Source organism: Pseudoalteromonas sp. 2CM39R, assembly GCF_023161845.1.
Genome location: NZ_JALNTM010000003.1, coordinates 406,325 through 424,997, shown reverse-complemented (window position 1 = coordinate 424,997; position 18,673 = coordinate 406,325). Strand labels below are relative to the sequence as shown.

The window sequence follows — 18,673 nt, the reverse complement described above, 5'->3', positions numbered from 1 at the left end:
TTATGAATTAATTATTATTTTTGTATCCGCTTAGTTATTTTTAGTACAGTTTTTTGTATTTTACTAAGTTTTTAGTGCGTTTATTTGGCCTACGTATTACAATTGTGATTGTATATCATTACGTATTTCCCAATTTGCTTTATTTCATGAGCTTACTTCGTTTTCAGTAAAGGCCTTTTATATTTCATGACAGAAATAACTACACATCACGCCTCCCGTCGCCGTCTATTAATTGCACTTGCAATTACCTGTTCGTTTATGGTTATTCAGCTTATAGGTGCTTATTATGCTAATTCACTGGCTGTTCTTGCTGATGCCGGCCACTTATTTGTTCATAACAGTTCGCTATTTATAGCACTTATTGCCTCAAGCTTCGCTATTCATCTGGCTAAAACTTACAACGACGGTCACCAAAAAGCTGAATTAATCGGTGGTCTGATCAACGGAATTCTCTATCTAGCCATTAGTTTACTTATTTTGTATGAGGGAGCTGAGCGCTTTATGCATCATAAAGGTGGGCATGAGTTGGTTATAAATAGTTATTTAATGTCGGTGATTGCTGCTATTGGTTTTTTATTTCATGGTGCGGCAGCATGGGTGCTGTATAAAGGCCGTAAGGCTAGTATTAATGTGTATGCGGTATTTTTACATTCGTTTTTTGATTTAATATCAACGGTCTCTACTTTTGCTGCCGGTGTACTCATTTATATAACAGGCTGGAATGTAATTGATATTTTATCGAGTATGTTAATTGCATCATTTGTATTGTTTACGGGTATTAAGGTCATTGTTAGCTGTATCAAAGGGTTGCATTCGAATAAAGCGAAGTTACCTGATGTTGCTGATATCGAAACAGAAATAACGACTATGGAGCATGTAGCAAATGTGCACAATGTGACTGTTGTTCGTAAAAATAAAAAGGTGATAGTGGGGGCTCATGTGGTGTTAAAGCAGCATTGCACTATAGAAAAACATGATGAAGAGTGTCGCTTAAAAGTAATCAAACTGCTTGCAGATAAATTTAATGTACGTAATAGTGTTCTTCAAATCGAAAGCTATGAATGCAAGCACATACATTAATGAATTAACCTAAAAGCGACTTAGTTAAGCTGTTTTTAGGTTTATATTAAATTAATAATCTTTTCAAAGCATGCAGGGCTCATTAAATCGCTAGCACTCATAGGACGTGCGAAGTAGTAGCCCTGTAGCTTATGACAACCTATGTTCGTTAAAAAATCTAGTTGCTCCCGCGTCTCTACCCCTTCAGCAATACAATATAGCTCTAAGTTTTCAGCAAGCGAGTAAATTGTTTTAATAATCGATTCGTCACCTTTATCTATGCCGATACTATTTACAAAACTTTGGTCAATTTTTATTACGTTAATTGGAAATTGGCTCAAATAAGTGAGTGATGAATAGCCAGTACCAAAATCATCTAGAAACAGCTTAAACCCTGCAGCTTGAAGACTTTTAAGTTGTTTAGCTGCTTTGTGCTTATCTTCTAACAGCGTGTTTTCTGTAATTTCAAGACGTATTTGCTGTGGCTTGATATTGGCTTTTTCAAGTATAGCGCTCAGTCGCTGGGTTATATTAGCTTTTAAAATATGTTTTGGTGATACATTTAACGAAATATAAAACAGTGGGTTAACGCTAAGAATAGGCGCAAGCTCTGTAATTGCACGTTGCAATGCTTGCTCAGTAAGCATATCAATTAAGCCAGTTTCTTCTGCTACCGGTATAAATAAAGCCGGAGAGATTAGTTTTCCTTGGTTTTCCCAGCGCATCAATAATTCAACACCACTTATTGTTTTATCTTTTGTATTAACTACTGGCTGGTAATGGTTAAAAAACTGATTATCTTTTGCTGCGTCTTTTAAGTCATTTTCAAGGATAAGCTTTTGTTTGATTTGCTCATTCATTTTTTCATTAAAGAACTGAAATCCATTTCGACCTGCTTGTTTTGCATGCATCATAGCGATATCTGCATTACGTATTAAGGCATCTGTTGAGTTTGCATCATGGGGGTACAAGGCAATACCAATACTGGCAGATATATTAATAGAAAAGTCTTCAATAATAACTTTACTTGCCAGCTCACTACTCATTTCGTTAAGTGTATGCTGCAGTGAAGACATAGAGGTAATGTTCTCGATTAATACTAAAAATTCATCACCACTTTGACGGCCAAAGGTCGCATGGTCGCCCAGATATAAGCCAACTCGCTCGGTAATGTTGCACAGTAATTTATCGCCCACGGCATGTCCAAACGAATCATTTACAGGTTTGAACTTATCTAAATCTATAAATATAACCGCACATTGCAAGTCGTTTTTAGCGGCTTTTGTAATGGCATTTTCAATTTTTTGATTCATTAAACTACGATTAGGTAGCCCGGTTAACGCATCATAGTTGGCCAAATAACGTAGCTCATTCTCAGCACGCTTTTGTTCGGTTAAATCTGTTATAACAATAACATAATAGCCAACTTTACCTTCTTCATTAGCGACAGCTGTGGCACTTAAATGAATAGGATGCTGCTGTGCTTTTGTAGTATTAACATAGGCATTTGTTCGCCAATTCTCTTTGGGTTGCAGTGCCTTTAATGTGGCTGCAAATTCTTTACATTTGGTTTGCCCAATGGCTTTGATAAATAGCTCTGAGGTAACAGCTCCCTCATCACCATCATCAGAAAATACCTCCATAAAGCTATTATTAGCTGAAAAAGGCATTAGATTTTCGTCTAGGATAAGTAAAAAGTCATTGATTTGGCTAAATGCTTCACCGAGTATTTTTGCTTGCTGTTCGTTTGCTAACTGCTCAGTAATATTAGTAAAAATACCTGATACATACTCAGGATTTTTAGTGTCTTGATTATAAATAATTTGCCCTAAGTCATGAAACCACAACCAATGACCATCTTTATGGCGTAACCGGTAAGTCGCTTGCCAGTCTTGCTGCTGAGTCTGTTTTATAAATGTATCCCACTTGCTTTGTATTCTGCGGCGCTCATCAGGATGCATAATATTAAAAAAGCTTTGTATATCAATGCGCTCAGGCAAGTCTGCAAAGCCTAACTCCATACCTCTAGCTGTATTTACAGTATTGTCTGCAAAGCTATAGTTCCAAACACCACTTTTATTGCTTTTTAGTGCGAGCTCAGTTTGAGTTTTAGAGTGAATAGCTGCACGGTGGGCGCGCTCAATTGCTATTTTACGGCTACGGTATTGCCAAAAAAATAAAAACAGAATTATGGTCACAGCAAGGAAGTAGCATGCATAAGCGAGAGGAGACTGCCAAGGTGCATAGGCGACGCTAAATTTAAGCTTTACAGGTTCGCTAGTAACGACTCCATTACGCTGCTGAGTTGATACTGACAATACATAATCACCAGGTTGTAATTTAGTAAAAAACACCTGGTTAGATTTTAAATCGTTATAGCTCAATGATGAGGGGCCAGTAAGCTCTACTCGGTAGAAGGTTTTACTAATATTTTTATAGTCAAAATTAGAAAACCGAACCGTTAACCCCATATCGTCATGCTTTAGTTTTAACGGTTCATTACGATATTTTTCAGGTGTATAATTGAGCGTCTCTGAAAATAAATTGATATTGGTAATTGCTAACTTGCTTTGGGTGTTTTGTTGTTTACTCTTAAATTGATCAGGGTCAAACTGAAGTACACCGCTACGATTACCAAACACGAGTTCATTATTTTGCAATTTAAGTGCTGCAAGTGCAGTAAAATGATTGCTACTTAGGCCATCTTTTATTGTATAAGTTGTTACGTTTAATGAATCTAAATTAAGTTTATACAGTCCGTTGTCAGAACTAACCCATAAAAAATCATTATCATCGGCAATAAGCTCAAAAATAGAGTTAGTATTTAATGAATTGTTTTTATTAAAAGTATGAACTTGCTCGTATGTTTCAGCGTTAACGGCAATTAAGCCTTCTTGAGTTGTTGCTAACCACAGTAGTTTTCGTTTTGCATCGTAGTAATAATTCTCGACCGTATGGTACAGGTTCTTTTTTGCCATTTTAGATTTAAAAATAGCAGTTAAAGTGCCCGTTGCTTCGTTATACCTATAAAAAGTGTCAGAGGTACTTAAAAGTAGCTCGCCAGGGAACATCGTTGAAGGGGTATGGAATGCGTAAGCTTGTAAGGGCGATACAAGTTCTTTTAAGCCTTTTATAACTCTATTTTCACCAGAGTTACCGTCAAATATATAAAAGTTATCATTATTGATATAAGCAAACTTATCGGGCGCTACCAGAGTAATACCAAATAAATAGTCAGTATTTAGATTATGCTCGGTGATAAATTTGTTTTGTTCAAATGTTCCCGTTTCTTTGTTAAAAAGCTCGAGTCCAAAAAAAGTAGCTAGCCAAAGATAGTTCTCACCTTTACTGTTGGCAGGAAAAATATCACCAATTGCAGATAAACCATAAGCTGCTTTGTTATCTTTAGATTGTAAAAATAAATCACTCGTTTTCGTTTTTGAGTTATAACGAACAAGTCCATCGTCAGTGCCTATCCAGAGCAATTGCTGCGTATCTTGATATATAACATTTACAATATTATTTTCAGGCAGTGTAATTCTTTTAAACTTCTTAGTTTGTGCTGCCCACGTTAATACCCCGTGAGTTCGTGAGCCAAGCCATAACAAACCGGATTCATCAAACATAATATCGTTGATGGTGTTTTCTGTAATGTTGTAGCTACTATCTTTGAAGTTTAAAATAGCAGTGAGCTTTAAGGTTGCTCTATCAAACTCAAATAAACCACTTTCTGTAGCAATAAACTCTCCATAGGGGGTGTTTACATAATCCCAAATATTATAGTCACTAATAAGTGTTGATACTGCAGTAGGGTTTATATTTTTATTTTCATCAAAAGCAATCCGATACATTCCCTCAACCGTACCAACTAGCAACCCAAATTCTTGGTCTACTGATAAAAATTTTACGTTGTTACTATCGTTAGTAACTTTTTGTGTGTCGCTAAGTGTTGTTTGTTGGAGTTCGTTATTGATAAAACTGTAGTTATACAGGCCCTGATCGGAACCTATATATAAGGTGTTTTGATAAAGTGACAATGCACGGATAAACATATTTTCATCAGGCAAAGATGCGACGAGTGTTAATTGTTTTGATTTTTTATCAAACCGGTATACGTGCGAATCAATAGAAAAATAAAAGTGTGTAAGCTCCTCAACCACTGCAATAACGGGAGAGTATTTTTCTTGGTCTTGGTTTAAATGACCTGAGTATATTTGTTTAGCCTTTAAGCTACTTGGATCAATTAAATAGCTACCTGCAAGTTGTGTGCTTACAAGTATGCTACCGTTATTGGTTTTGTACATATTAATAATGTAGTTGTTTTTTAAATCTGTTTGGTTTTCGTAAGGCGTAACTTGATAGCCGTCGAACCGAAATAGCCCTTGTGTAGTTGCAATCCACACATAGCCAATATCATCTTGTACAGATTTTACAACAAAGCTTTGCGCCAATTGTTCGTTTTTGGATACGCGTTGTAATTGTTCAGAGTAAGTTTGTGAGGCAAAGCTCTGCTGCATGCAAACTAATAAAAATATGTAAACAACGAAGAAAAACTTACTCAAAAGCACTTACCTTTTTTAATTGCCAAGGTTGGTATTTAGAATTGCTGTAATATAACATGAGTTTAATTTAAAAATTACAAAAAGCACTATAAGTGTGAATTAATTGTTGCCCGCTTGTGGGTGTTAAAAGTCAATTTAACTAAAATGAAAGGACTACAAATGAATTTTAGAGAAAATATCAACTCAGAGCACAGCGTACTTTTAGTAATCGACTTACAAAGCAAACTAGCACCGGCTATATCTTCATTTAATACGACCTTAGAGTGTGCTTTACAGCTTGCAAATGCAAGTGCTATTCATAAAATTCCTTCAATAATTACAGAGCATTATAAAAAAGGACTAGGTGAAAGTGATGAGAAAATTAAGCAAGCTTTACCAAACGCGCAATATATCGAAAAAATAAATTTTAGTGCCTGTGCCGAAGAGGGATTTTTAGATACTCTTTCGCAATTACAGCGCCCTCATGTGGTTGTTATTGGTACAGAAGCACATGTTTGTGTATTACAAACCTGTTTAGATTTACTACAACAAGGTTATGCAGTAACTGTTGCTACAGATGCAATAGCCTCAAGAAATACAGAGCACAAAGCCATTGCGGTTGAGCAGCTTCGTCAAGCCGGTGCAGTAATATCATGTGCAGAGACAATAATATTTCAATGGACAAAAAAAGCAGGGACGTCTACTTTTAAACAAATACTATCAATTGTTAAGTAGCGCATTAAAAACATTTTTAAATCAACTTGGATTAGTAATGCTGGGCTTGATTTAAAATAAAAAATTGCGAGTTGTTAAAGGTTATATTAGCAATAAGCGTGTTTAATTTATTACAAAATTAATTAAGGTTTTTATGTCTAGTGTGAGCCGATTGTTTACAATCATATTCTGTTTATTGTTTGTCGAGTCTATTGGTATAGGCCTTTATTTTGATACATTAACAGAGGCGTTTTTGGTCGGCTTGCCCCTGTGCTTGCTCCCTATATGGTTATTAAAAACCCAACCCGAAAGTAAAGTTACACCTCATGTTGTCGCTGCCGCTATTATGATGTTTTCATTTTTGCATATTCAACAAGCTTATGGGCTTATTGAAGTGCATTTTGAAATATTTATTTTCTTAGCCATGTTAATAATGTTTGTTGAGTGGCGAGTATTTATTACGGCGATTGTATTTGTTGCTGTTCATCATTTATCTTTTTACTATTTACAAACGCAAAACACGGGGTTTTATGTATTTGACCCCGACCGACTCGCTTTTTCAACTGTGCTTATTCACGCAGCTTATGCCATTGTAGAAGCCCTTGTTGCTGGTTTTATTGCAGTAACATTACAACGCGAACGTCGTGCAGGTTTGTCGTTAAGCCATGCCACTGAGCAAATAATGCAAGATCCAGAGCAAGTAAAGCTCTCAATGCGAGCTGATGATACCAATAGCAGTGCAGTAGTAGGCTTTAACACGCTACTAGAATACTTGTCGGATGTTATAAAACAGGTTCAAACTCAATCCGATTCATTAAAAAATAATTCTCAAGAACTTATTAATGTGCATGATGAGCTGGCAGACAGTGCTAAGCACCGAAATATACAAACCGATGATATTGCCAATTCAGGTTCACAAGTAGCCCACGGTTTTAAACTGGTTGAGCAAGAGAGTGATATTTTAAAGCAGCAAGTTAGCAATATAACCGATTCTGCTCATGTAGCTTTGCAAGAAGTATTACAAACAGACAGTAAGAGCAAGGAGTTGCTCACATTACTAACCAATACAGAAGAGCAGCTAAGTCATTTGGTGGCAGCTGGTGATGTAATTACAGGTTTGTTGAATGAAATATCAGGTATAGCGGATCAAACTAACTTGCTAGCACTCAATGCTGCCATTGAAGCAGCCAGAGCGGGCGAGCATGGTCGTGGTTTTGCTGTCGTTGCAGATGAGGTTCGTTCTTTAGCGAATAACAGCCAGAAAACAACAGCAAAAATAGCATCTACGTTAACAGATTTAGTGAATAACAGCCGCACTTCAACACAATCTATGAATCAATGTGTTGATTTTGTTGTAGATCTTACGAAAATTAGTGCCACTATGAAAGAGAATATCTCGTCAATGAGCGAGCAGATACAGGCTGTATCCACAAGCTCTAATTCGGTTGCACAAGTAGTTGCTGAGCAGGCAGGCAATACCGAGCAAATTGCAATAAGCACAGATCAAATGCGTCAACGCCAACATGAAGACGGAAAAATTGTTGATCAACTTACCGCCAAGGTACAAATGATTGATGTTAGTATTGATGTGTTAGAGCAAAGCATTGCAAAATTTAACTAATAAGCGCTATTTTATTGTTGCTTTAATTGGTGTGTGGCTTGTCGTTGTTGTGTCGGGTTTAGTGTATTTTCAACTTGGCCAATTAAAGCCTTTTGATGAAAATAAAATGCTGGAACGACACAATTGGTTTTCGCAATTTAAAGAACAGGTGGTTTGGCAAAACAAAGATAGTGCTCAATTACTTATTATTACAGAAGATAAGTGTGGATGTACTATACAAGCTAAACCACACCTATCATCTTTACAGCAGTTTGCGAAAAACCAGGGCGTTGAGGTACAAACATTTAAACTCAATAGCCAACTAAAGTCAGTGGTTCCGGCTACACCAGCCGCGGTTTTAATTGATAAAAATGGTGAGTTTGTTTATGCAGGGCCTTTATCTGAAGGGCTGGCATGCTCTCAAGGTAGCGGGTTTGTAGAGACCATGATAAGTAATCTACAAGCTGGTTTTAACTCATCATTGTTAATTGCCGATACAAAAGGGTGTTATTGCATTAACCGAGCATAACAGCTCGCTTATTTCTATTTATGATATGTGCTAATGCTTTTTTAACGCTTACCTACTTTAGGTAAGCGTTTTTTGTTGTAAATTACTTAACCTGAACGCTGGTTAAAAGACTTATTATCCAAAATTCAGGTTACATAATTACATAATGGTTACTAAGCCATAAACACCAAGTAATACAAACACAGTGGCGGCTATCGCTCTAACGGTATTTAATGGAATTCTTTTTAGTAGCGCCTTACCGGCATAAATAATCGGGACATTGGCGATTAGCATACCAAGGGTTGTACCAATTGTTACCCATAAAACAGATTGATATTGTGCACCGAGTAACACGGTTGCAATTTGTGTTTTGTCCCCAATTTCAGCAATAAAAAATAAGATTAAGGCCACTAAAAATGCACCATAGCGGTCGTATTTATGGCTCACTTCTTCATCTTTATCTGGAATAAGTAGCCACAGCCCTACCACAATAAAGCTTATATTGACTATCCAAGGTAAGTATTCGACGGCAAAGTTCCCGCTTAGCCAATCACCAAACCATGCAGATAAACCATGATTAATAATAGTAGCAGCGAGAATGCCTAAAATAAGTGCAATTTTATTATGAAAGCGAGCAGCTAATAGTAAAGATAAAAGCTGGGTTTTATCGCCTATTTCGGCAAGGGCAACAGTGACGGTAGAGGTTAAAAAAATATCCATTAATATAATCTTCAGGCGGGAATACTAAACCAAGGCAAACAGCTATCTCCCGCCATGAGGATAGTGTCTACCTAGGTCTCGCCGATAACGCTTGCTACAACATTACAAACTTACCATGCACATGAGGTGCAATTATGTTGATAAGTTTACTCATTACTGAGCGGGCTACTCCCCTAAGAGGGCAGCGATTATTCCACAAAGTTTAAAGCAGGTAAATATATGCGGGTAACTTTTAAATTTAAAAGGTGGCTTTGTGGCGTTAGTGCACAAATAAACTTGCTTTTGGCTATCAAGTTAGCTGTAATAATAAACAGAAGGAAGTTGAACAATTTGAAATTATATGCACGTGTAAAGGAATTTAAATATGCAATCAACTGTCGTTAAATCAACAATGGCAACCATTCAAAATGGAGTGATGAAAGCGGACGGAAAGTTTTGGATTACGCAAACCGACTTAAATTTTGAACCTTTTAATGAAAAGTTAGGGTTAGAACCATATACAATTGCCCGTGATACAATTTTAAAAGTGGTTGAATGTAAAGGTAAGGGCGCAGGCCTTATTCCAATAACGGCTGATGCAATAGAGGTTTTCACGCAAGATGGCAGCTCATATCAGTTTATACTTTCAAACCCCAGTGATTGGATAACTATATTGTCTAATCAAACTAGCGCTTAAAGTAACCAATATGCCATCATTTAAATGATGGCATATAAGGTTTTTATTTAAAGTATAAGCGCTAATATGCCTCAAAATTAAAGCAACTAAACTTTAAATACATTAACTTGTCCTTGTAGCATTGCCGCAAGCTGTGCGAGTTCTTGCGAAGCTTGAGCATTTTGTTGTGAGCTTTCGCTAACAGAAGTAATACTCGCGCTAAACTCATTAATATTACTGCTTAGTTCATTTGCGACCATTTTTTGCTCCTGAGTTGCGGTTGATATTTGAGTATTCATATCTGCAATTTCGGTAACTTCTTGGTTAATTTCGCTGAGTACCTGTGAAGAATAATTAGCATGGTCGACACTTTCTTTAGCGCTGCTTTCAGCGTTACCCATCGCATTAACAGCTTGCTGAGCCATGCCTTGTAGTTTTGTGATCATTTCATTAATGCTAGCGGTTGCTTTTTGAGTATTGTGGGCAAGTTGTCTTACCTCATCGGCTACAACGGCAAAACCTCGACCTGAGTCGCCAGCTCTTGCTGCTTCAATGGCTGCGTTTAAGGCTAACAAGTTAGTTTGCTCAGCAACACTTTGGATCATCATCACAACTTGGTTTATATCATTGGTTTGTGTATTTAGATCTGTAATTAGCTGCGTATTTGTATTAACCAAAGTTGAAAGTGTATTTATTGACTCGATATTATCAGCAACAGCTTGCTGACCTTGGCCTGCTTTTATGTCAGCACTTGTGGCTTTATCAGAGGTTATTTGCGCGTTTTGAGCAACTTGTTCTATTGCACTACTCATTTGGGTAATTGCAGTTGCAATCATAGCTGATTGTTGCTCTTGCTGGGTTGCTGTACTGGCTACTTGAATACTAATAGAGTTCATTTCTTCAGCTGCCGAAGCAAGTGTTAGTGTTGCGCCTGCCATATCTTTTACTAAACCTTGGATCCGAAGTAACATATCATTAAAGTTAGATGCGGTATCTGCAATCTCATCTTTACCCTGAACCTTAGCACGAGCTGTTAAATCGGCATTGGTTGCAATATCCGTTATGGTATCGCGTAATGACATTAATGGGTTTTGTATCGAGCAGTAAATAAAGTAGGCAACAATCAGTAGAAGTAAAATTAATATCGCGATTGTCACACTCATTATAAATTTTATAAATTGATAATTTTCATCAGCTTTAACTCTAAAGTCACTCGCTTCTTTAAGCTGCAAATCAATCAAAGCCTGGTAACTGGCACTAAGCGGATCAAAGAGTTGGTAAAGCTCATAAACAAATTGATTTTGTGGTAGTGATAAAAATTCACCACTATTAATACTTACAATTAAATTATTCAAATGCACGAGCACAGGCTTTAGTTTATTTTCAACGTTATCTACCAAGCGCTTTTCTTCAGCTGTTAACTGTGTGCTTAAGTAAGCTTTCCATTCATTATCAGCCGTATTTCTAGCCTGATTAATATTTGCTAAGAGTTCTGACTTGGTAATAGAGTCAGCACGATACTTGTGAAGTAAATCAACAATATTTACAGCGTAATTATCTGACACAAGTTTAATTTGTTTAAGTGGTACGACACGGTCGTCGTATAAACTATCAATCCCTGCTACTAACCTTCCCATTGTGTTTATTGAAAAAAACGATGTAATTAAAAAAATCATAATTGGTAGCAATGCAAGCACTGCTAAACGGGTACGCACAGAATAATTGTTTAACATAGTTGTCCAAAATTACAGTAATAATAAAAAAGTATAATCTGGAAAAAAAATTTTACTGAATTTTTATAAAAAATTATTTAGCTTAATAACTCTTATGTGTTTTAAGTTATTAACGCCTGGTCATCTAAAAAGGCTTTTACTCGCATAGTCCAATCAATTTTAATTATTGTTACTGTAAATAGAAGGAAAGGTAAGCTTGCCATTGTTTGTAAGACGCCAAGCAAATTTTGTTGTGATTGAAGTGCCGCTTAGAGCGATAACCGATTTTTCAGGTGAGCCGTCATTAACCGAGTAAGAATAAGTGGAAACGTTCCTGTTTTTTACATATTTATATAAACTACAGAAAGCATAATGTTTATATTTGGCAATAGCTTACAATATTTGCTATTAATGTAAGTTCATAAAATAAAGACCTTTCGCGCCATTATAGGGAAAGTACCCTCTGATAAAGTTGTTATGGCGCTCAGTTGAACTGTGGAAAATAATCAAAAAGGAATTCGGAAAAGATGATACGTAATTTCTACACTTGCGATAAAGAAGTCGACGAAAATAGCCATGATGGACAAGGTTCAATAGATATCTATCGTGCATTCAGACGTAAAGATTTCGATGGTGCTTGGGATTTTGCCATCCGTGTCGTTATGCCACCTGGAAGTTCTATGGGAGAGCATTCTCACGGAGATGACGAAGAAATGTATATTATTTTGAAAGGTGAAGGCACTATGACCATTGAAGGAGAGGACAGAAAAGTGGCCTCAGGAGATATGATAGTTAATAAACGTTTTGGCACCCATGGTTTGGTTAATACATCGGACCATGAAATTGAGTTACTGATAATCCAAGCAAGTCTAAAATAAATCGCCATAACAAAGCGTTAAGGCGGATTCACAACACTTGGCGATCTCAGTTCAAGTTTAATTTAGTGTTTAAGATATAGTGGGTTAGGTATGGTGGTTGGCGTTCTTCACCACTTAACGCAGCGTTAGGCAGACAATCCAAAAAAATGAGTAATTAATGACCCAAAGACTAACAATTGTTTATCAACTTACTTCATGGGGTTGCACTGTATTAGCTTGGACCAACGGCGCTATTCTTTTGTGGGATGGCTTTGCTAATGCGGAGTATCGGGTCCTCACTTTCGCGGTCGCACTGCTTTTTGGAGTGATCGGTGGCACCGTTCTTGGGGTGGAAAGAAGTTTGAGTCAAATCTACCGATGTTCCGATAAGACTTCCGAAGAGCAGGCGGGGTCAAAAACTACCAGAGCTTGGACATTGCTCTATGCGTGTCTTGTTTTTGGAGTGCTTCTCATAGGTGTGGTAATGGGAATAGGCTTGGTCGCGATCGTCGAAAGGTTGCAAACTGGATTCCATATCTTCGGATGAGCACTAATACAGATGTGTTCGATGTAGACTTCCTAGCTTTCACTAGACATCGGCTTATAATCTTAAAGTACAAAACGGGAGTAAACTTCCGTTTCTAGTGCTTCAAAGGTAGTTATCGGAAATATATTCTGTTTTTTGAAAGCGTTAACCGGACGGTAACCTTTTTATATCAAATGCATTTAAGATTTTCCTGACTTGAACTAACTACTGTATTGTAAATAGTAATTTTGCTCCTGTATAAGGAACGATATGAGTATCGTGAGATAAGGTTTACTTAGCTACTTTATGTTAATGTAAATAAGGTAATAATTAACTTTTAAGGTTGAAGTAATGGAATATAACAATCTATCCAAGCTTGTAAAAAAAGTTCTCAAAACAGATCAAAGTGGTAATACAACAATGCCCTCAAGACGCGAAATGACAAGCAAAATTTTTGCGTTTATTATGCTTATTCCTGGAATTATTAGCATCGTGATGACCGTTGCAAGCGAAGGAGGGGAAAGTATTTTCTTCGCGACTTCGGCAAGCTTCTTTTTAGGAGTATCTATATTGCTTTTTGGTCAAAAGAGCCGCTTAGAGTTTAACGGGACAGAAAAACAGCTTAATTTAAAAACCGCATTATGGGGTTACTTTCAAAGAAGTAAAGTTATTACATCGTTTGATACACTATCATTTGAATTAAGTAGTATAGGCGCGCAAGGCCCTTATCAAATTAAGTTTGTTGATCAGTTATATGAATTTAAACAGTATACAGATGCTAAGATGTTCATTTCGTTTTTATATAAAAAATATAATATTATTACTGCTGAAACCATATCGGATTGGCCAAATAAAACGCCGATAAGGTTTGCTCAAAGCGAATTAGATATTTCACCACAAATTGCTCATGATAGCACAAAAGCTAATTCCAACTCTCATCTGAAAGATGTAGATTTTAATAGAGAGGATCTTGTTTTCATTGAAATATGGGATCGCAAATCGCTAATAAAATTATCCCTGCCATTTTTTGTTTTTACAGCCATTGCCGGCTTAGTTAAATACGGAGTGCTGTAATGTATTTTAAAGAACTATCTAGTGAGCTAGCTATTTATCGACAACCAAGGTTAACTAGATTATTGCTAGTTTTGTTGTGTGGTTTCTTTTTATTTATCGGACTAATTAATGTGTTTAATTCTGATGAAGCAAAATCATTACCAATATGGGTATCTGGGTTTATATGCTGGTTAGGGTGGAGTGGCTCGTTTGGTGGCTATGTATGTCGTTTTGATCTCGCAAAACAAACCTTGGAATTAAAGTCTAGTAGTTTATATACTATTTTTAAACGTGTTTATAAATTATCAGATATTAAAGGTTTTAAAGCTGTACCAAGAAAAGGCTACAAACATAACTATAGATTATATGCGGTGTTAACTGATAATACTCATGTTGCTTTCGCAAGCTACAAAGGACGAGGATTTGCAGTTAAGGAGTGTATAAGAATGGCTGACTTTGTCAGTAAGCCTTATCAAATCAATATTGATACAGCTCCATTATAATTTTATGAGAACTAAGTAGCGCGGATTAACATATTTTTTAGAAACCAATGCCAAACGCTTAGTTGTACTCCGGTGTTTATGGAGTTTAAGCTTAGCTCGCTACAAAAGAATTCGGGTATGAGCGATAATCGGTCATCGAGACTGGCTGAATATCGTCGTTAATTGATTGGTTAAACTGCTCTTTGCGCATATATTCATGAAAATGAGCGCTGCCCGCATATTGGTTCATTTAACTTTACCTAAAAAATTTAGAAAACTTAGTGATAGTAATGCCTTAGGTAATTTGTTAAAACTATATAAAGTAGATAAATGAGCGTTAAGTCGGCAGAAATATGCGCGATGAGCGCACTATTAAATTGTTATGTGCTTAAGGAGTAGCATTGGAATCTTTTATTGAAATTGCACCAGCGGTATCAGTGTTTGTAGCATTAATGGCGTTGAGTTTTCAATTGTATGTCTATAAGAAAAACAAGAGTCTGGAAGAACCAGATCAAAAATATAGAAAAAGGAATGTTTTCTTTTCTAGTAAGCAAATCTGGAATGATCCTTACCTTCAATCTAAGCCAGAATGTAAAATTTGTATCACGAATCAAGATAGCCGAGATGTAGTAATAGATGAAATTTTATGGTCATTAGAAAACTCAAACTCTAAATTTGAGATTGACCAAATAAGTAATATCCAAACTAAATTAAAAGAACTAATGCCTATTAAATTGGCACCAGTCGAAACGTTTGAGTTTCAATTTGATCCAGAAACACTAGCTGAAAATGTGTGTAGTACATTTCGAACTAGTACTTATATGAAAGCAGAGTTAATAAGCCGAATTCGAGTAGAGGTTAACTTATCTACAGGTGAAAACGAGACGTTTTTCATTGGACCTCAACTCCAGCTATATATGTTAAACAAAGTTGTAAAGTCATGGTTTTTTAGGTCAATAGGTCAATTTTTAATTAGAAGAGCACATAACAAGAAAATTAATAGGACTTAAAACAGTTTGCTGTTTTTCGTTCCTCAAACATTTTAGCAAACTGATTCAAGCCCATTATTTGGGCGTTAGCTGTTACTCATTTATTCATAAGGAAATGTACCCCATGTTAGAAAAAGCAATTGAATGGTTATCTGTCAATGCTCCAAAAATTGTTGAAGCACTTCAAAGTCCAGCATCAACAAATAAACTTGAAGAATTGGAATCATTAGTTGGATGTAAATTACCAGAAAGTTTAATCTCCCTATATAAAACGCACAATGGGATCAATCCAAATTTGTTTGCAAACTTCGCGTATGGAATACCAATTATTTCTATCGAACAAATAATAGAAAAGGTAACTGAGCTTGAGTCTCCTAATGATGGAGCGATGTTAACCCATTCCGACGAGGGTATAAAAGGTAGTTACACTTTCGGAAAGTTAAGGCTTCCAATAGGAGATGATTCAGGTACTTGTTTGATATGTGTTGACTTAGATCCTGAGAGTAATGGTACATATGGGCAAGTGATATTAATTGATTATGACTGTAATGTGGCATTAAAACTTGCAGATTCGGTGAAAGAATATATCGAGTCGTTTGCATCTGACTTAATAGATGGTAAGTATACTCTGCAAGAAGATGCACTAGAAGATGATGTACATTGGTTAAAGCCAGAGAGTAGTATTGATCCTGGGAATTGGTTTAACTCCCCAACGTGGAAATATGTACCTGGCCACAATCACAGCTAACAAGCAATTTAAATGGAACTAAAACAGTTGGCTCAGTTTCGCTTCGCTACCATTTTAGCCAACAATTTTAGTCCGCTTAATGTGGCGTTATGCTACCGGCCCGAAATCTTCAATAAGGAATACTATGAAACAGAACATTGTCCATATAGCCTTGGTTGTAAAAGACTACGATGAAGCAATAGATTTTTACGTAAACAAACTCAAATTTGAGCTTATTGAAGATACCTATCAACCTGAGCAAGATAAACGTTGGGTAGTTGTCGCCCCGCCTAACTCTCATGGTGTTACTCTGTTGCTTGCTAAAGCATCGAAACCAGAGCAGCATGACTTTATTGGAAACCAAGCTGGTGGCCGAGTATTTTTGTTCTTAAATACTGACGATTTCTGGCGTGACTTTGAGCGCATGAAATCTATTGGTATTAATTTCGTTCGAGAGCCAGCAGAACAAGACTATGGAACGGTGGCAGTGTTTGAAGACCTGTATGGGAACTTGTGGGATCTGCTCCAACTAAACCCAGGCCATCCAATGGCGAAAAGGTAGCATAACAAGCAATTTAAGAGGGATTCACAACGCTCGGCATTTTTGCTTCTACTTCAAATTTAGTGTTTATGGCACAATGCTTTAGGTTTGGGTGGAGGCGTTGTTCACCCCTTAATTGGGCGTTACCACTGTCTGCAAATGGTATAAACCGGAAATAGCCCATGCACTAATTCTATATTTATACATTAAGGTTTCTTCTGGCTTTAAAGTAACTAATTCTCAACCATTCAACTATTTACCTCTAAACCTACTTAAATTCAAGGTCAGACTTTAGCTAATAAATCTCAATTTAAGTGCCATACTTCGAATGAAACTCAAACAATTCTCAAGCTGCCGCGAATTCTCAATTTAAGTGCCATACTTCGAATGAAACTCAAACAATTCTCAAGCTGCCGCGAATTCTCAACTTAAGTGGCGCTGGCTAAAAAAAATGCAAAAAATTCAAATTTTATAAAAAACCAATTGATAACTATTTTCGTTTAGATTAATATAAACCTACTAAATGAAATTGAGAGTTGTTTGTATTCATGTATGTTTGTCTTTGTCACGGTGTGACCGATAAAAAAATTGAGCAAACCATCGACGATGGTGCTACTACCATGCGCGAGCTAACTAAAGAGCTTAAAGTGGGCAGCCAATGCGGTAAGTGTTGTTGCTGTACTAAAAAGATCCTCAATCGTAAACTGATTCAAATTGCAGATATAACCGATCAAGTGGCTTAATAGTAATTTATAAAAGTAGGCCCTATCTAAACGAATTGGTTTAACATTTAAAAATTAAACATAAAAAAAGCAGCCTTAGCTGCTTTTTTTGTATTTATAACTTTAATTTACAGTTGCGATTGTAAGTAGTTTTCAAGCCCAGTGTTTTTGATCAGTAGTTGCTGTGTTTCTAGCCAATCAATTTGCTCTTCTTGCTCATTTAAAATGTTATCGAGCGCTTCACGGCTAATGTAATCTTTTTTACTTTCAGCTAGTTTAATGGCAGCACGAAGCTCGTCTACTGTATCAAGTTCAAAGCTCATGTTAGCGGCAATCATTTCTTCGCTGTTTTCACCAATGCGTAAGCGTCCTAAATCTTGAAGGTTAGGCAGGCCTTCTAAAAATAAAATACGCTCAATTAAACGATCGGCGTTTTTCATTTTTTGTATCGATACTTTGTAATCAGCTTTGTCTAGTTTACTAAAACCAAAATCTTTAAACATGCGTGCATGTAAAAAGTATTGGTTAATACCCACAAGCTCATTAGCAAGTACTTTATTTAGTGCTGCAATAACGTCTTTATCGCCTTTCATAATATAAGTCCTTATTCGCCCATTTGAGCTTGGTGATAGTTTTGAGTGCCAATTTTGTCAATCAGACCCAGTTGTTGCTCTAACCAGTAGACGTGATCTTCTTCGGTATCAAATAATAGCTTTTCTAAAATTTCACGAGATTGATAATCTTGCTGTTGTTCACAGATAGCAATAACCTCTTTAACACACTCAACCACTTCAAGTTCTAAGGTTAAGTCGTTTTGCATCATGCTTTTTACATCGTTACCAATTAACAGGTCACGACGTTTGGTCATGTTTGGTACGCCTTCTAAAAAAAGAATACGCTTGATTAGCCAGTCAGCGTGGTCTTTTTCTTCTTCCATTTCATGGTTAAGACGCTCATAAAGTTTGTTTAAGCCCCAATCGTCGTACATACGAGAATGAATAAAATACTGGTCAATAGCAGCTAATTCGTTAGCTAACAGTGTATTGAAGGCGTCGATTACTTTTTGATTACCTTTCATAGCGCTTATCCTAAAAATTCTAATTGTGGCTAGTCTAGTATATAGGCACAGAATTGCAAGTAATTTACTTATAAATCATATGGTTAATATTGAGTTTGATTCTCGTTTAAGTTTGCATTGCTGGTTAATAAACGGACAGGTTGTTATTTGTATTTTAGATCAGCAAGTTAGTTGAGGGTATAAGCGCGT

Annotated in this window: 19 protein-coding genes and 1 riboswitch; of the genes, 13 read left to right on the top strand and 6 right to left on the bottom strand. The window is 36.4% G+C overall.

What is annotated here, in order from left to right:
* The first annotated feature begins 186 nt into the window (after positions 1–186).
* Positions 187–1,080: a cation diffusion facilitator family transporter gene (locus MTF66_RS09220; RefSeq protein WP_010389173.1), complete on the top strand. Its 894-nt coding sequence runs from the start codon at positions 187–189 to the stop codon at positions 1,078–1,080.
* A 41-nt stretch (positions 1,081–1,121) separates the two neighbouring features.
* Here MTF66_RS09220 and MTF66_RS09215 read toward each other — a convergent pair whose 3' ends face one another.
* Entirely contained in the window at positions 1,122–5,621 is a 4,500-nt protein-coding gene (locus MTF66_RS09215) for an EAL domain-containing protein (RefSeq protein WP_248527069.1), read from the bottom strand.
* Positions 5,622–5,780: 159 nt separating this feature from the next.
* Here MTF66_RS09215 and MTF66_RS09210 point away from each other — a divergent pair, with 159 nt between their 5' ends.
* From MTF66_RS09210 to MTF66_RS09200, 3 genes are all read left to right on the top strand, one after another.
* Positions 5,781–6,335 carry an isochorismatase family protein gene (locus tag MTF66_RS09210; RefSeq protein ID WP_248527068.1) on the top strand — a complete coding sequence of 185 codons (555 nt, stop codon included), beginning with the start codon at positions 5,781–5,783 and terminating at the stop codon, positions 6,333–6,335.
* A gap of 133 nt (positions 6,336–6,468) precedes the next feature.
* A complete protein-coding gene (locus tag MTF66_RS09205) occupies positions 6,469–7,935 on the top strand; it encodes a methyl-accepting chemotaxis protein (RefSeq protein WP_075169949.1) in 1,467 nt (488 codons plus the stop codon).
* Positions 7,919–8,443 (top strand): DUF6436 domain-containing protein, encoded by a 525-nt coding sequence (locus tag MTF66_RS09200; protein WP_075169948.1) that lies wholly within the window; start codon positions 7,919–7,921, stop codon positions 8,441–8,443. Before MTF66_RS09205 ends, MTF66_RS09200 begins: the two co-directional genes overlap by 17 nt.
* Before the next feature lie 138 nt (positions 8,444–8,581).
* Here MTF66_RS09200 and MTF66_RS09195 read toward each other — a convergent pair whose 3' ends face one another.
* Positions 8,582–9,142 (bottom strand): TMEM165/GDT1 family protein, encoded by a 561-nt coding sequence (locus MTF66_RS09195; RefSeq protein WP_075169947.1) that lies wholly within the window; start codon positions 9,140–9,142, stop codon positions 8,582–8,584.
* An 84-nt stretch (positions 9,143–9,226) separates the two neighbouring features.
* Positions 9,227–9,328, bottom strand: a riboswitch (yybP-ykoY riboswitch).
* Between the two features lie 178 nt (positions 9,329–9,506).
* On the opposite strand from MTF66_RS09195, the gene MTF66_RS09190 reads away from it, so the two are divergent.
* Entirely contained in the window at positions 9,507–9,818 is a 312-nt protein-coding gene (locus MTF66_RS09190; RefSeq protein ID WP_138595812.1) for a hypothetical protein, read from the top strand.
* Positions 9,819–9,904: 86 nt separating this feature from the next.
* On the opposite strand, the gene MTF66_RS09185 is transcribed toward MTF66_RS09190, so the two are convergent.
* On the bottom strand, positions 9,905–11,530 hold the full coding sequence (locus MTF66_RS09185; protein WP_248527067.1) for a methyl-accepting chemotaxis protein: 1,626 nt from the start codon (positions 11,528–11,530) through the stop codon (positions 9,905–9,907).
* 506 nt (positions 11,531–12,036) lie between these two features.
* Between MTF66_RS09185 and MTF66_RS09180 the strand changes: the two genes are divergently transcribed.
* From MTF66_RS09180 to MTF66_RS09165, 4 genes are all read left to right on the top strand, one after another.
* Positions 12,037–12,387, top strand: a complete 351-nt coding sequence (locus MTF66_RS09180) for a cupin domain-containing protein (RefSeq protein ID WP_138570178.1) — start codon at positions 12,037–12,039, stop codon at positions 12,385–12,387.
* Positions 12,388–12,544: 157 nt separating this feature from the next.
* Positions 12,545–12,913: a hypothetical protein gene (locus MTF66_RS09175; protein WP_138621853.1), complete on the top strand. Its 369-nt coding sequence runs from the start codon at positions 12,545–12,547 to the stop codon at positions 12,911–12,913.
* Between the two features lie 330 nt (positions 12,914–13,243).
* Positions 13,244–13,966, top strand: coding sequence for a hypothetical protein (locus MTF66_RS09170; RefSeq protein WP_109875200.1), 723 nt, complete (start codon positions 13,244–13,246; stop codon positions 13,964–13,966).
* Positions 13,966–14,448, top strand: a complete 483-nt coding sequence (locus MTF66_RS09165; protein WP_138621855.1) for a hypothetical protein — start codon at positions 13,966–13,968, stop codon at positions 14,446–14,448. Before MTF66_RS09170 ends, MTF66_RS09165 begins: the two co-directional genes overlap by 1 nt.
* 91 nt (positions 14,449–14,539) lie before the next feature.
* Here the strand turns inward: MTF66_RS09165 and MTF66_RS09160 are convergent, their stop codons facing one another.
* The gene (locus tag MTF66_RS09160; RefSeq protein WP_161781326.1) at positions 14,540–14,677 is read right to left on the bottom strand and encodes a hypothetical protein; all 138 of its coding nucleotides are present in this window, start codon (positions 14,675–14,677) and stop codon (positions 14,540–14,542) included.
* Between the two features lie 151 nt (positions 14,678–14,828).
* Here MTF66_RS09160 and MTF66_RS09155 point away from each other — a divergent pair, with 151 nt between their 5' ends.
* The 4 genes from MTF66_RS09155 to MTF66_RS09140 all read left to right on the top strand — a co-directional run bounded on the left by MTF66_RS09155 (position 14,829) and on the right by MTF66_RS09140 (position 17,427).
* Positions 14,829–15,437 carry a hypothetical protein gene (locus tag MTF66_RS09155; protein WP_138621856.1) on the top strand — a complete coding sequence of 203 codons (609 nt, stop codon included), beginning with the start codon at positions 14,829–14,831 and terminating at the stop codon, positions 15,435–15,437.
* 103 nt (positions 15,438–15,540) lie between these two features.
* Positions 15,541–16,164, top strand: coding sequence for an SMI1/KNR4 family protein (locus MTF66_RS09150; protein WP_171043255.1), 624 nt, complete (start codon positions 15,541–15,543; stop codon positions 16,162–16,164).
* Positions 16,165–16,288: 124 nt separating this feature from the next.
* Positions 16,289–16,705: a VOC family protein gene (locus MTF66_RS09145; RefSeq protein ID WP_138621860.1), complete on the top strand. Its 417-nt coding sequence runs from the start codon at positions 16,289–16,291 to the stop codon at positions 16,703–16,705.
* Positions 16,706–17,232: 527 nt separating this feature from the next.
* On the top strand, positions 17,233–17,427 hold the full coding sequence (locus MTF66_RS09140) for a (2Fe-2S)-binding protein (protein ID WP_010389142.1): 195 nt from the start codon (positions 17,233–17,235) through the stop codon (positions 17,425–17,427).
* Positions 17,428–17,534: 107 nt separating this feature from the next.
* On the opposite strand, the gene bfr (MTF66_RS09135) is transcribed toward MTF66_RS09140, so the two are convergent.
* On the bottom strand, positions 17,535–17,999 hold the full coding sequence (gene bfr, locus MTF66_RS09135) for a bacterioferritin (protein ID WP_008112262.1): 465 nt from the start codon (positions 17,997–17,999) through the stop codon (positions 17,535–17,537).
* 11 nt (positions 18,000–18,010) lie between these two features.
* On the bottom strand, positions 18,011–18,484 hold the full coding sequence (bfr, locus tag MTF66_RS09130) for a bacterioferritin (RefSeq protein ID WP_008466858.1): 474 nt from the start codon (positions 18,482–18,484) through the stop codon (positions 18,011–18,013).
* Positions 18,485–18,673 lie beyond the last annotated feature (189 nt).